Origin of the sequence: Pseudomonas sp. TYF_14 (genome assembly GCF_043105275.1) — a bacterium.
Taxonomy (GTDB): domain Bacteria; phylum Pseudomonadota; class Gammaproteobacteria; order Pseudomonadales; family Pseudomonadaceae; genus Aquipseudomonas; species Aquipseudomonas alloputida.
On record NZ_JBICLK010000007.1, the window covers coordinates 13,072 to 26,287 of the forward strand.

At 61.7% G+C, this 13,216-nt stretch carries 12 protein-coding genes; 9 read left to right on the forward strand and 3 right to left on the reverse strand.

Features of this window, described 5'->3' with window-relative positions:
- Positions 1-285: 285 nt before the first annotated feature.
- The 3 genes from aat (at position 286) to infA (ending at position 2,050) form a co-directional block, all read left to right on the forward strand.
- Positions 286-966, forward strand: a complete 681-nt coding sequence (gene aat / locus ACF8O8_RS02530) for a leucyl/phenylalanyl-tRNA--protein transferase (RefSeq protein WP_003251213.1) — start codon at positions 286-288, stop codon at positions 964-966.
- Between the two features lie 56 nt (positions 967-1,022).
- On the forward strand, positions 1,023-1,730 hold the full coding sequence (locus tag ACF8O8_RS02535; RefSeq protein ID WP_003251215.1) for an arginyltransferase: 708 nt from the start codon (positions 1,023-1,025) through the stop codon (positions 1,728-1,730).
- 101 nt (positions 1,731-1,831) lie between these two features.
- Complete coding sequence (infA, locus tag ACF8O8_RS02540) at positions 1,832-2,050, forward strand: translation initiation factor IF-1 (protein WP_002553999.1); 219 nt, start codon at positions 1,832-1,834, stop codon at positions 2,048-2,050.
- Positions 2,051-2,135: 85 nt separating this feature from the next.
- Here infA and clpA read toward each other — a convergent pair whose 3' ends face one another.
- Together clpA and clpS are read right to left on the reverse strand one after the other, a co-directional pair.
- On the reverse strand, positions 2,136-4,406 hold the full coding sequence (gene clpA, locus ACF8O8_RS02545; RefSeq protein WP_010954812.1) for an ATP-dependent Clp protease ATP-binding subunit ClpA: 2,271 nt from the start codon (positions 4,404-4,406) through the stop codon (positions 2,136-2,138).
- 30 nt (positions 4,407-4,436) lie between these two features.
- Entirely contained in the window at positions 4,437-4,799 is a 363-nt protein-coding gene (clpS, locus tag ACF8O8_RS02550) for an ATP-dependent Clp protease adapter ClpS (RefSeq protein ID WP_003251220.1), read from the reverse strand.
- Positions 4,800-5,029: 230 nt separating this feature from the next.
- On the opposite strand from clpS, the gene cspD reads away from it, so the two are divergent.
- A complete protein-coding gene (cspD, locus tag ACF8O8_RS02555) occupies positions 5,030-5,296 on the forward strand; it encodes a cold shock domain-containing protein CspD (RefSeq protein ID WP_010954813.1) in 267 nt (88 codons plus the stop codon).
- Positions 5,297-5,367: 71 nt separating this feature from the next.
- Here cspD and icd read toward each other — a convergent pair whose 3' ends face one another.
- A complete protein-coding gene (gene icd, locus ACF8O8_RS02560; RefSeq protein ID WP_010954814.1) occupies positions 5,368-6,624 on the reverse strand; it encodes an NADP-dependent isocitrate dehydrogenase in 1,257 nt (418 codons plus the stop codon).
- Between the two features lie 414 nt (positions 6,625-7,038).
- On the opposite strand from icd, the gene ACF8O8_RS02565 reads away from it, so the two are divergent.
- The 5 genes from ACF8O8_RS02565 (at position 7,039) to purB (ending at position 13,212) form a co-directional block, all read left to right on the forward strand.
- Positions 7,039-9,264, forward strand: coding sequence for an NADP-dependent isocitrate dehydrogenase (locus ACF8O8_RS02565; RefSeq protein ID WP_010954815.1), 2,226 nt, complete (start codon positions 7,039-7,041; stop codon positions 9,262-9,264).
- 192 nt (positions 9,265-9,456) lie between these two features.
- Positions 9,457-9,897 carry an NUDIX hydrolase gene (locus ACF8O8_RS02570; RefSeq protein WP_010954816.1) on the forward strand — a complete coding sequence of 147 codons (441 nt, stop codon included), beginning with the start codon at positions 9,457-9,459 and terminating at the stop codon, positions 9,895-9,897.
- Between the two features lie 59 nt (positions 9,898-9,956).
- The gene (gene mnmA, locus ACF8O8_RS02575; RefSeq protein ID WP_010954817.1) at positions 9,957-11,081 is read left to right on the forward strand and encodes a tRNA 2-thiouridine(34) synthase MnmA; all 1,125 of its coding nucleotides are present in this window, start codon (positions 9,957-9,959) and stop codon (positions 11,079-11,081) included.
- A complete protein-coding gene (hflD, locus tag ACF8O8_RS02580; protein WP_010954818.1) occupies positions 11,078-11,704 on the forward strand; it encodes a high frequency lysogenization protein HflD in 627 nt (208 codons plus the stop codon). Before mnmA ends, hflD begins: the two co-directional genes overlap by 4 nt.
- Before the next feature lie 137 nt (positions 11,705-11,841).
- Positions 11,842-13,212, forward strand: coding sequence for an adenylosuccinate lyase (gene purB, locus ACF8O8_RS02585; RefSeq protein ID WP_010954819.1), 1,371 nt, complete (start codon positions 11,842-11,844; stop codon positions 13,210-13,212).
- Positions 13,213-13,216: the final 4 nt, after the last annotated feature.

Genomic DNA, 13,216 nt, shown 5'->3' on the forward strand with positions numbered 1-13,216 from the left:
GGCCGGGGGCGAATTCATATAGCTGCAATTTGAGCATGCATTTTCTTTCGTGACAAAGGCTTATGCTGTGTTTTTGCACAGGTGTGACAGCAAATGTAGCGGATGGTGCCTGCGGTTTGATGAATGTGTAGGAAATTGCCCTGAATTGCCGCAAAACTGCCTCACTTCCCTGTAGGGATAGCCTTGTGCAGGTTACCGCGCTGGCTTTGAAACCCCCAAAGAGATTGACCCCGCTTTTCACCCAAGCCATGCTGCCCTCTCCCCTCCCCCACCGCACGATAGACCATGCTCACCTGGCTGACCCGCGACTCGCTGACCTTCCCGCCCCTGGAAAAGGCGCTGCACGACCCCAACGGCCTACTGGCCGCCGGCGGCGACCTGAGCCCCGAGCGCCTGGTGCAGGCGTATCGCCATGGCTGCTTTCCGTGGTACCAGGACGGCCAACCGATCCTGTGGTGGTCACCCGACCCGCGCACGGTGTTGTTGCCTGACCAGTTGCATGTGTCACGCTCGCTGGCCAAGCTGATGCGCCAAGGCCGCTACCAGGTCAGCTTCGACACCGACTTCCCGGCCGTGATCGCCGCCTGCGCCGCGCCTCGCGACTACGCTGACGGCACCTGGATCACCGACACCATGCGCAACGCCTACTGCGAACTGCACCGCCGTGGCATCGCCCATTCGGTCGAAGTTCGCCAGGACGGCGAACTGGTCGGGGGCCTGTACGGTCTGGCCATGGGCCAGCTGTTCTTTGGCGAATCGATGTTCAGCCGCGCCGACAACGCCTCCAAGGTCGGTTTCGTGACCTTGGTCAACCACCTGCGAGACGCCGGCTTCGTGCTTATCGACTGCCAGATGCCGACCAACCACCTGCACAGCCTGGGCGCCCACGCCATCAGCCGTGCCGAGTTCGCCAGCTACCTGGCACGCCACCTTGACCAGCCCAACAGCGCTTCATGGGTTGCCTAGGCGAGTTCCCGTAGCTGGCTTACACTTAAAACAAAGTCTCACCGAAGGGGTTGATCATGACAGAGTTGGCGCGGTTGAAGTTCTATGCCACTCAGCCCCACTCCTGCAGCTACCTGCCGGAGGAGCAGGCGACCACGCTGTTCCTCGACCCCAGCCAGCCGATGGACGTGCACGTGTACGCCGATTTGTCGGAAATGGGCTTTCGCCGCAGTGGCGACCACCTGTACCGCCCACACTGCCAGAACTGCAACGCCTGCGTGCCGGCGCGCATCCCGGCGGCGCGCTTCATCCCCAACCGCCAGCAGCGTCGCATACTCAAACGTAACGCCGACCTGACCGTAACCGCAGCGCGCCCGGCGTTCAAGGAAGAGTACTTCGAGCTGTACCGGCGCTATATCGAAACGCGCCACGCCGATGGCGACATGTACCCGCCCAGCCGCGATCAGTTTTCCACCTTCCTGGTACGCGACCTGCCGTTCTGCTGGTTCTACGAGTTTCGCCTGGAAGGCCGGTTGATGGCGGTGGCAGTGTGCGACCTGCTGCCCAATGGCCTGTCGGCGGTGTACACCTTCTACGAACCGGACGAGGAGCGCCGCAGCCTTGGCCGTTTCGCCATTCTCTGGCAGATCACCGAAGCGCTGCGCCAGAACCTGGAGGCGGTTTACCTGGGCTACTGGATCAAGAACTGCAAGAAGATGAACTACAAGACGCAGTACCGACCTATCGAGCTGCTGATAAACCAGCGCTGGGTCACCCTCAACTGAAAGCATTGGCTTGACACGCAGTTTTCCGGCATAATCCACGCCACTTTTTTGCCCGGTGCGGATATGCGTCGGGCTAACATTGGATCCGAGGGCTCAACTGCATGTCGAAAGAAGACAGCTTCGAAATGGAAGGTACTGTCGTCGACACCCTGCCCAACACCATGTTCCGCGTGGAGTTGGAAAACGGGCACGTCGTAACCGCGCACATCTCCGGAAAGATGCGCAAGAACTACATCCGCATTCTCACTGGCGACAAGGTCCGCGTCGAACTGACGCCGTACGACCTGAGCAAGGGCCGCATCACCTACCGTGCGCGCTAAGCTCAAGCCATGAAAAAGCCCGGCCAGGTGCCGGGCTTTTTTGTGCCTCAAGAAATTGCAGGGGCTGCAAGGCAGCCCCTGCACATCACGCGACCTCAGCCGTGGTTTCGAAGTCGAACACCAGTTCGCCATCGCGCAGGTCGACATGCACCACGCCACCATGCTCGGCCAGCTCGCCAAACAGGATCTCCTCGGCCAGCGGCCGCTTGATCTTGTCCTGGATCAGCCGCGCCATTGGCCGCGCGCCCATCTGCACGTCATAGCCCGAAACCGCCAGCCAACCGCGTGCTTCATCGCTGACTTCCAGCAGCACACGCTTGTCTTCCAGCTGCGCCTGCAATTCGATAAGGAACTTGTCGACGATGCTTTTGATGGTCTCCGTGCTCAGGCGGCCAAACTGGATGATGGTATCCAGACGGTTGCGGAACTCTGGCGTGAAGCTCTTGCGGATCACTTCCATGGCATCGGACGCGTGGTCCTGATGAGTAAAGCCGATCGACGCCCGCGCCGCAGTTTCTGCACCGGCGTTGGTGGTCATGATCAGGATCACGTTACGGAAGTCGGCCTTGCGCCCGTTGTTGTCGGTCAGGGTACCGTGGTCCATCACCTGCAGCAGCAGATTGAAGACTTCCGGGTGGGCCTTCTCGATTTCGTCGAGCAACAATACGCAGTGCGGCTGTTTGGTGATTGCCTCGGTCAACAAGCCACCCTGGTCGAAACCGACATAACCCGGCGGCGCACCAATCAAACGCGACACGGTGTGGCGCTCCATGTACTCAGACATGTCGAAACGCACCAACTCCACACCCAGCGCCTTGGCCAATTGCCGCGCCGCTTCGGTCTTGCCGACGCCGGTAGGGCCGGCGAACAGGAACGAACCCACCGGCTTGTCTGGCGACTTGAGGCCGGCACGGGACAACTTGATCGCGGTGGCCAGCGAGTCGATTGCCTGGTCCTGGCCAAACACGGTCAGTTTCAGGTCGCGCTCAAGGTTGCGCAGCAGCTCCTTGTCGGAACTGGTGACGTGCTTCGGCGGAATTCGCGCAATCTTGGCGACGATGTCCTCTACTTGCGGCACATCGATGCGCTTGACGCGACTGGCCTCTGGCTGCAGGCGCTGGTAGGCGCCAGCCTCGTCGATCACATCGATGGCCTTGTCAGGCATGTGCCGGTCATTGATGTAGCGCGAAGCCAGTTCGGCAGCGGCGCGCAGGGCCTCGTCGCTGTACTCGATGTTGTGGTGGCTTTCGAAACGCCCTTTCAGGCCGCGCAGAATGCCCACGGTGTCTTCGACCGATGGCTCGCTGACATCCACCTTCTGGAAGCGACGCGCCAGGGCACGATCCTTCTCGAAGATGCCGCGAAACTCCTGGAACGTAGTCGAACCGATGCAGCGGATTTCACCCGACGACAGCAGCGGCTTGAGCAGGTTGGAGGCATCCATCACCCCGCCCGACGCCGCACCGGCGCCGATGATGGTGTGAATTTCGTCGATGAACAGGATGGCCTGCGGACGCTTGCGCAGCTCACCGAGCAGCGCCTTGAAGCGCTTCTCGAAGTCACCACGGTATTTGGTACCGGCCAGCAAGGCGCCCAGATCAAGGGAGTACACCACGCTCTGCGCCAGCAGGTCAGGCACCTGACCATCGACGATGCGCTTGGCCAGGCCTTCGGCGATGGCCGTCTTGCCCACGCCTGCCTCACCCACCAACAGCGGGTTGTTCTTGCGCCGACGAGCGAGGATTTGCGCCACACGCTCCACTTCCTGCTCGCGACCTACCAGCGGATCGATACGGCCGGCACGGGCCAGCTCGTTCAGGTTGCTGGCGTAGGCGTCCAGCGGGTTGCTCGAAGAGGAGGTTTCGCCCCCCTCATCGTCCTGCATGTCCTGCTCGCTTTCAGACTGTGCGCCATGCCCTGGCACCTTGGAGATGCCATGGGCGATGTAGTTGACCACGTCGATACGGGCCACGCTCTGCTGCTTGAGCAGGAACACGGCCTGGCTTTCCTGTTCGCTGAAGATCGCCACCAGCACGTTGGCGCCGGTCACTTCGCGCTTGCCAGAGCTTTGCACGTGGAACACGGCACGCTGCAGCACGCGCTGGAAGCCCAGGGTCGGCTGGGTTTCACGGTCTTCGTCGTTGACAGGGATCAACGGCGTGGTGGAGTCGATGAACTCTTGCAGGTCATGCTTGAGCTTGTCGAGATTGGCGCCACAGGCGCGCAGAACGGTCGCGGCAGCCTCATTGTCAAGGAGTGCCAGCAGCAAATGCTCGACGGTCATGAACTCATGACGCTTCGAACGGGCCTCCTTGAAGGCAAGATTGAGGGTGACTTCGAGCTCGCGGTTTAACATAGCTTCACCTCATACCCAAGTGGTCGGCGATTAACCGTCCTTCTCGATTTCACAGAGTAGCGGATGCTGGCTTTCCCTGGCGTATTGGTTGACCTGCATGGCCTTTGTTTCGGCGATGTCACGGGTAAACAATCCGCACACTGCCCGCCCCTCGGTATGGACGGTCAGCATGATCTTGGTCGCCAGCTCGCGGTTCAGACTGAAGAACGTCTCGAGCACTTCGACGACGAAATCCATTGGTGTGTAGTCATCGTTGAACAAAACCACCTTGTACATCGGTGGCGCCTGCAGGATCGGCTTGGCTTCCTGAACTGCAAGACCTGAGCCGTCGTCCTCATTCGATTGCGGGCGATCCTGATTGAATGTTAGTCGAATCTCACTAGGTGCATGCATGGAAAGAATTTCATCATGAGCGTCAGGTTAAGGTTGCGGGTTGACTGCACAGGCCACCGCCAGCGCAAGCGCCGCGTGACCTTGACTATCGGCAAAACGGTGTTACAACCAATAAGAACCCACCGTGGTCGATAAAGATCCGCGCAGTCAACCAGATTTTTCGCAAGGTTCGTATGCGGATGAAGTGGATGATACTCCAGTGATGGAGTCCTTTGCAGAGGGACATAGGGATGGCAAGCGGTAAAGTCAAGTGGTTCAACAATGCCAAGGGCTATGGATTCATCAATGAGGAAGGTAAATCCGATGACCTGTTCGCCCATTATTCCGCCATCCAAATGGACGGATACAAGACCCTGAAGGCTGGCCAGGCCGTGGTATTCAACATCGTCCAGGGCCCCAAGGGCTTGCACGCCGTTGAAATCAAAGATGCCGCGGCCGCTGCGGCAGAGGCTGCCAGAGCCTTGGGCGAGCCGCAAAGCGAAACTGCAAAAGCCTGACTGCCTGCGCTGTGCCGATAGACGAAAAAACCGGCCGCTTCTTTAAGGGAGGCGACCGGTTTTCTGTTGCCTTACATGTGTTTAATCATTTCATCGCCAAAGCCTGAGCTGCTTACCAGCTTGGCGCCCTCCATCAACCGCTCGAAATCGTAGGTCACGGTCTTGGCCGCAATGGCGCCATTGGTGCCCTTGATGATCAGGTCGGCGGCCTCGGTCCACCCCATGTGGCGCAGCATCATCTCTGCCGAGAGGATCACCGAGCCCGGGTTGACCTTGTCCTGCCCGGCATACTTGGGTGCCGTGCCGTGAGTGGCCTCGAACATGGCCACGGTGTCGGACAGGTTGGCGCCCGGGGCAATGCCGATACCACCCACTTCCGCCGCCAGGGCATCGGACAGGTAGTCACCGTTGAGGTTGAGGGTGGCGATCACGTCGTACTCGGCCGGGCGTAGCAGGATCTGCTGCAGCATGGCGTCGGCGATGGCGTCCTTGACGATGACCTCGCGACCGGTCTTGGGGTTCTTGAACTTCATCCAAGGGCCGCCATCAAGCAGTTCAGCGCCGAACTCGTCACGCGCCACCTCGTACCCCCAGTCCTTGAAGGCACCCTCGGTGAACTTCATGATGTTGCCCTTGTGCACCAGGGTCAGTGATTCGCGGTCGTTATCCACCACATACTGCAGGGCCTTGCGCACCAGACGCTTGGTACCCTCCTTCGACACCGGCTTGACGCCGATACCACAGTCCTGGTCGAAGCGGATCTTGGTGACCCCCATTTCCTCCTTGAGAAACTTGATCACCTTGTTCGCTTCAGGCGACCCGGCCTTCCACTCGATGCCGGCATAGATGTCTTCGGAGTTCTCGCGGAAGATCACCATGTCGACGTCGCCCGGCTTTTTCACCGGGCTCGGTACACCCTGGAACCACAGCACCGGCCGCAGGCACACATACAAGTCCAGTTGCTGGCGCAGGGCCACGTTGAGCGAGCGGATGCCGCCACCGACCGGGGTGGTCAGCGGGCCCTTGATCGATACCACGTAATCACGCACGGCATCGAGGGTTTCCTGCGGTAGCCAGGTATCCTGGTCATACACCTGGGTGGCTTTCTCGCCAGCGTACACCTCCATCCAGGCAATCTTGCGCTTGCCGCCGTAGGCCTTCTGCACGGCGGCATCGACCACCTTGATCATTACCGGCGAAACATCGACGCCGATCCCGTCGCCTTCGATGTAAGGAATGATCGGATGATCAGGCACGTTAAGCGAATGGTCTGCATTGACGGTAATTTTGGTGCCGTCGGTCGGAACCTTGATTTTCTGGTATCCCATGCTTGCACTACTCCGCTGTCGGGTGTGGTTTGGACATTGTGCGATCCACTGAGCCTAAACCACATCTGCCGACCTGCAAGGCATGCGACAACCCGCCGCATTGCCGCTTAGTCTTTGGTCTTATAAATGGGCCGATATCACTTGGCCTTGCTGATTAGCCCAAATGGTTTGGTATACTCCGCCGCGACCGAAGGGTCATCGGGGCGAATCCCAGGAAAATGCGGACCGCCCTAGGCCATGAATGGCCATAAAGCCTGGGTTGTTACCGCAGCTCAGCACTTGACGCTCGACTGATGCATCCACCATCACCGCTCGCAGCCTCTCGACTTTCCGCTCATGGTGCTACCAGGGCGATGCGCCTACCCTGCGCACCACGAGACTCGAGCACGCTCAGCACACAGAGAGTTAACCCGCATGCCCACCCGTTCCAAGATCATCTATACCTTCACCGACGAAGCCCCCGCCCTCGCCACTTACTCGCTGCTGCCGATCATCGAAGCGTTCACCGCTTCGGCTGACATCGCTGTCGAAACTCGCGACATTTCCCTGGCTGGCCGTATCCTTGCCGCCTTCCCGGAGCAACTGGGCGCAGAGAAGCAAGTAGGCGATCACCTGGCGGAACTGGGCCAGCTGGCTACCACCCCTGAAGCCAACATCATCAAGCTGCCGAACATCAGCGCCTCGGTACCGCAGCTCAAAGCCGCGATCAAGGAACTGCAAGGCAAGGGCTTCAACATCCCTGACTACGCCGACGAGCCGGCCACCGCGGAAGAAAAAGAATCCCGCGCCCGCTACGACCGCATCAAGGGCTCCGCCGTGAACCCGGTGCTGCGCGAAGGCAACTCCGACCGCCGCGCGCCGCTGTCGGTCAAGAACTACGCCCGCAAGCACCCACACAAGATGGGCGCCTGGGCCGCTGACTCCAAGTCGCACGTTGCCCACATGACCCAGGGCGACTTCTACGGCAGCGAAAAAGCCGCACTGATCGAAGCTGACGACAGCCTGCGCATCGAGCTGGTCGGCAAAGACGGCAGCACCACCGTGCTGAAAGAAAAGACCGCCGTCAAAGCCGCCGAAGTCATCGACTGCGCCACCATGAGCCGCAAGGCCCTGAAAGCCTTCATCGCCGAGCAGATCGCCGATGCCAAGGCCGCTGGCGTGCTGCTGTCGGTGCACCTGAAAGCCACCATGATGAAGGTCTCCGACCCGATCATGTTCGGCGTCATCGTCGAAGAATTCTACAACGACGTGCTGACCAAGCACGCCGCTGCCCTGGCCGAAGTAGGCTTCAACGCCAACAACGGTATCGGCGACCTGTACGCCCGCATCAAGGACCTGCCAGCCGACAAGCAGGCCGAGATCGAAGCCGACATCCAGGCCCTGTACGCAGAGCGCCCAGCCCTGGCCATGGTCAACTCCGACAAAGGCATCACCAACCTGCACGTGCCGAGCGACGTGATCGTCGACGCCTCGATGCCGGCCATGATCCGTGACTCGGGCAAGATGTGGAACGCCGCAGGCGAACTGCAAGACGCCAAGGCCGTGATCCCGGACCGCTGCTACGCCGGCATCTACCAGGCCACCATCGAAGACTGCAAGGTCAACGGTGCCTTCGACCCGACCACCATGGGCAGCGTGCCGAACGTTGGCCTGATGGCGCAGAAAGCCGAAGAGTATGGCTCCCACGACAAGACCTTCCAGATCAAGGCTGACGGCGTGGTTCGCGTAGTCGATGGCAAGGGCAACGTCGTGCTGGAGCAGAACGTCGAAGCCGGTGACATCTTCCGCATGTGCCAGACCAAGGACGCGCCGATCCAGGATTGGGTCAAGCTGGCCGTCAACCGTGCCCGCCTGAGCAACACCCCGGCGGTGTTCTGGCTGGACCCGGCTCGTGCCCACGACGGCGTCATGATCGAGAAGGTGCAGAAGTACCTGAAAGATCACGACACCACCGGCCTGGACATCCGTATCCTGGCACCGGTCGACGCCATCAAGTTCTCCCTGGCCCGCATCCGCGAAGGCAAGGACACCATCTCGGTGACCGGCAACGTGCTGCGCGACTACCTGACCGACCTGTTCCCGATCATGGAACTGGGCACAAGCGCCAAGATGCTGTCGATCGTGCCGCTGATGAACGGCGGTGGCCTGTTCGAAACCGGCGCCGGCGGTTCGGCTCCGAAGCACGTGCAACAGCTGGTTGAAGAGAACTTCCTGCGTTGGGACTCGCTGGGTGAATTCCTGGCCCTGGCCGCTTCCCTGGAGCACCTGGGCAACACCTACGACAACCCGCGCGCCAAGGTTCTGGCCAACACCCTGGACCAGGCTACCGGCAAGTTCCTCGACACCAACAAGTCGCCATCGCGCAAAGTCGGCGGTATCGACAACCGCGGTAGCCACTTCTACCTGACCCTGTACTGGGCCGAGGCCCTGGCCGCTCAGACGGACGACGCTGCCCTGCAGGCACGCTTCGCACCACTGGCTAAAACCCTGGCCGAGAACGAAGCGACCATCGTCGCCGAGCTCAACGCCGTTCAGGGCAAGCCAGCCGACATCGGCGGCTACTACGCCCCGGATGCCGAGCTGACCGCCAAGGTGATGCGCCCAAGCCAGACCCTGAACAGCGCCATCGCTGCCCTGTAAGGTTCGCTTGAAGTAACAGCACAAACCCCGGCCACGCACCGGGGTTTGTGCTTTCTGGATAAATGATATCTGGCGGCCTGCATCGGCCTTTGTAGGAGCGGGTTTACCCGCGAATGCGTCATTTGCCTCACCATCGCATTCGCGGGTGAACCCGCTCCTACAGGGGTCATGCACGCCTTCAAGGAGCTGTTCATGACCTGGCAACCCCACATCACCGTCGCCACCATCGTCGAGCACGAAGGCAAGTTCCTCTTCGTCGAGGAATTCAAAGCCAACCAGCACGTCTTCAACCAGCCTGCCGGCCACCTCGAACCCAACGAGACCCTGCCCCAGGCCGCCCTGCGCGAAACCCTGGAGGAAACCGCCTGGGAAGTCGAGCTGACCGGCGTGGTCGGCATCTACCTGTACACCGCCCCCAGCAACGGCGTGACCTACCAGCGCGTCTGCTTCGCCGCCCGCCCCGTGCGCCATCACGCCGACCTGGCACTGGACAGCGACATCGTCCGCGCCGTGTGGCTGACCCGCGACGAACTGCTGGCCGACCCCACTCGCTGGCGCAGCGAGCTGGTGCCGCGCTGCCTGGATGACTACCTCAAAGGCCCGCTGCACAGCCTCGACCTGCTACGCGACTGACGCGGCGCCGCGGGTTTGATAGAATCGGCGTTTTTCCCCCTTGATACACACCGGTACCCATGACCAGCCCAGCACTTAAAGACCCCGCCAAGACCCGCGTCATCGTCGGCATGTCCGGCGGCGTGGACTCTTCCGTCTCAGCCCTTCTGCTCATCGAGCAGGGCTACCAGGTGGAAGGGCTGTTCATGAAGAACTGGGAAGAGGACGACGGCACCGAATACTGCACCGCCCGTGAAGACCTGGCCGACGCCCAGGCCGTGTGCGACCGTATCGGCATCAAGCTGCACACCGCCAACTTCGCCGCCGAATACTGGGACAACGTGTTCGAGCACTTCCTTGAGGAGTACAAGGCCGGCCGCACACCCAACCCCGACATCCTCTGCAACCGCGAAATCAAGTTCAAGGCGTTCCTCGACTACGCCCTGTCGCTGGGTGCCGACCTGATCGCCACCGGCCACTATGTGCGCCGCCGCGATACTGGCGCGCTCACCGAACTGCTCAAGGGCCTGGACCCGAACAAGGACCAGAGCTACTTCCTGCACGCCGTCGGCGGCCAGGAAATCGCCCGCACACTGTTCCCGGTCGGCGAACTGGAAAAGCCCGAAGTACGCGCCATCGCCGAAAAGCACGGCCTGGCCACCGCCAAGAAGAAAGATTCCACCGGCATCTGCTTCATTGGCGAGCGCCGCTTCAGCGACTTCCTCAAGCAGTACCTGCCGGCCCAGCCGGGCGACATCGAAACCACCGAAGGTGAAGTGATCGGCCGCCACCATGGCCTGATGTACCACACCATCGGTCAGCGCCAGGGCCTGGGCATTGGCGGCCTGAAGGATGCCAGTGACGAGCCGTGGTACGTGCTGCACAAGGACCTGGCCCGCAACGTGCTGGTGGTCGGCCAGGGCAACGAGCACCCATGGCTGTTCTCCCGCGCCCTGCTGGCCTCGGAAATTTTCTGGGTCAACCCGGTCGACCTCGGCAGCCCACGGCAGTTGACTGCCAAGGTGCGCTACCGCCAGAGCGACCAGCGATGCACCCTGGAACGCACCGCCAGCGGCTACCGCGCCGTGTTCGACGAGCCTCAGCGCGCCGTGACGCCGGGCCAGTCGGTGGTGTTCTACGACGGCGAAGTGTGCCTGGGCGGCGGCGTGATCGAGGCTGCCGAGCCGTGGAGCCCGCGCGCATGAGCAACCTGCAGGAGCAGCTGATCGCGTTGGGTGGTGTGTTCCAGGCCGCCGTGCTCGTCGACCGCATCGCCCGCACCGGCCAGGCCAGTGAAGCCAATATCGGCTGCATGCTGGGCAGCCTGCTGGTGCGCGACCCCAAGGACACCCTGGAGGTGTTCGGCGGTGACGACCTGAACCTGCGCGACGGCTACCGAGCGCTGATCGGCGCCCTCGAGCGCGACCCCAACAGCCTGCAACGCGAGCCGCTGCGCTACGCCCTGTCGATGCTGGGCCTGGAGCGCCAGCTGAACAAGCGTGGTGACCTGCTGGACACCATCGGCAACCGCCTGCCGCAAATCCAGTCGCAGGCCGAGCATTTCGGCCTGGTTCACGAAAACGTCATCGCTTCCAGTGGAGCCTTGTACCAGGACACCCTGAGCACCTTGCGCCAGCGCATCCAGGTGCACGGCGACATGCGCTTCCTGCAGCAGCCCAACAATGCCTCGAAGATCCGTGCCCTGCTGCTGGCCGGCATCCGCGCCGCGCGACTGTGGCGGCAGCTGGGCGGGCACCGTTGGCAGCTGGTGTTCAGCCGGCGCAAGTTGCTGAACGAACTGTACGACATGATGCGCAGCCCCAACTGACGGGCTGGGCAGCCCGCTTCCACAGGGTCTGCCACCAGATCCAAATTGGGCCGACCTTTGGTCAGCCACCCGACCCAGGCGCATTTTTCATGTATGATATGCGCCCTTCCAAAAGCCTGACTGTCCGAGAACACCCCATGCAGCTTTCTTCGCTCACTGCGGTTTCCCCTGTAGACGGCCGTTATGCCGGCAAAACCCAGGCCTTGCGCCCCATTTTCAGCGAATTCGGCCTGATCCGTTTCCGCGCCCTGGTCGAAGTGCGCTGGCTGCAGCGCCTGGCCGCCCACCCGCAAATCGGCGAAGTGCCGGCGTTCTCCGCCGAAGCCAACGCCCTGCTGGACAGCCTGGCCACCGATTTCAAGCTGGAGCACGCCGAGCGCGTCAAGGAAATCGAGCGCACCACCAACCACGACGTCAAGGCCATTGAATACCTCCTCAAGGAGCAGGCCGCCAAGCTGCCTGAGCTGGCCAAGGTCAGCGAGTTCATCCACTTCGCCTGCACCAGCGAGGACATCAACAACCTGTCCCACGCCCTGATGCTGCGCGCCGGCCGTGACGAAGTGCTGCTGCCGCTGATGCGCCAGGTCGCCGACGCCATCCGCGCCCTGGCCCACGCCCACGCCGAAGTGCCAATGCTGTCGCGCACCCACGGCCAGCCGGCTTCGCCGACCACCCTGGGTAAAGAGCTGGCCAACGTCGTGTACCGCCTGGAGCGCCAGATCGCCCAGGTTGCCGCCGTGCCGCTGCTGGGCAAGATCAACGGCGCCGTGGGCAACTACAACGCCCACCTGTCGGCCTACTCGCAGATCGACTGGGAAGAGAACGCCCGCGCCTTCATCGAAGACGAGCTGGGCCTGCAGTTCAACCCGTACACCACCCAGATCGAGCCGCACGACTACATCGCCGAGCTGTTCGACGCCATCGCCCGCTTCAACACCATCCTGATCGACTTCGACCGTGATGTGTGGGGCTACATTTCGCTGGGTTACTTCAAGCAGAAGACCGTCGCCGGCGAAATCGGCTCGTCGACCATGCCGCACAAGGTCAACCCGATCGACTTCGAAAACTCCGAAGGCAACCTGGGTATCGCCAACGCGCTGTTCCAGCACCTGGCCAGCAAGCTGCCGATCTCGCGCTGGCAGCGTGACCTGACCGACTCCACCGTGCTGCGCAATCTGGGCGTGGGCTTTGCCCACAGCGTCATCGCCTTCGAGGCCAGCCTGAAAGGCATCGGCAAGCTGGAAGTCAACGAAGCTCGCATCGCCGCCGACCTGGACGCCTGCTGGGAAGTGCTGGCCGAGCCGATCCAGACCGTGATGCGCCGCTTCAACATCGAAAACCCCTACGAGAAGCTCAAAGAGCTGACCCGTGGCAAGGGCATCACCCCAGAAGCGCTGCTGACCTTCATCGACGGCCTGGACATGCCAGCCGAAGCCAAGGCCGAGCTCAAGCAGCTGACCCCCGCTACCTACATCGGTAACGCGGCAGCCCAGGCCAAACGCATCTAAGCTG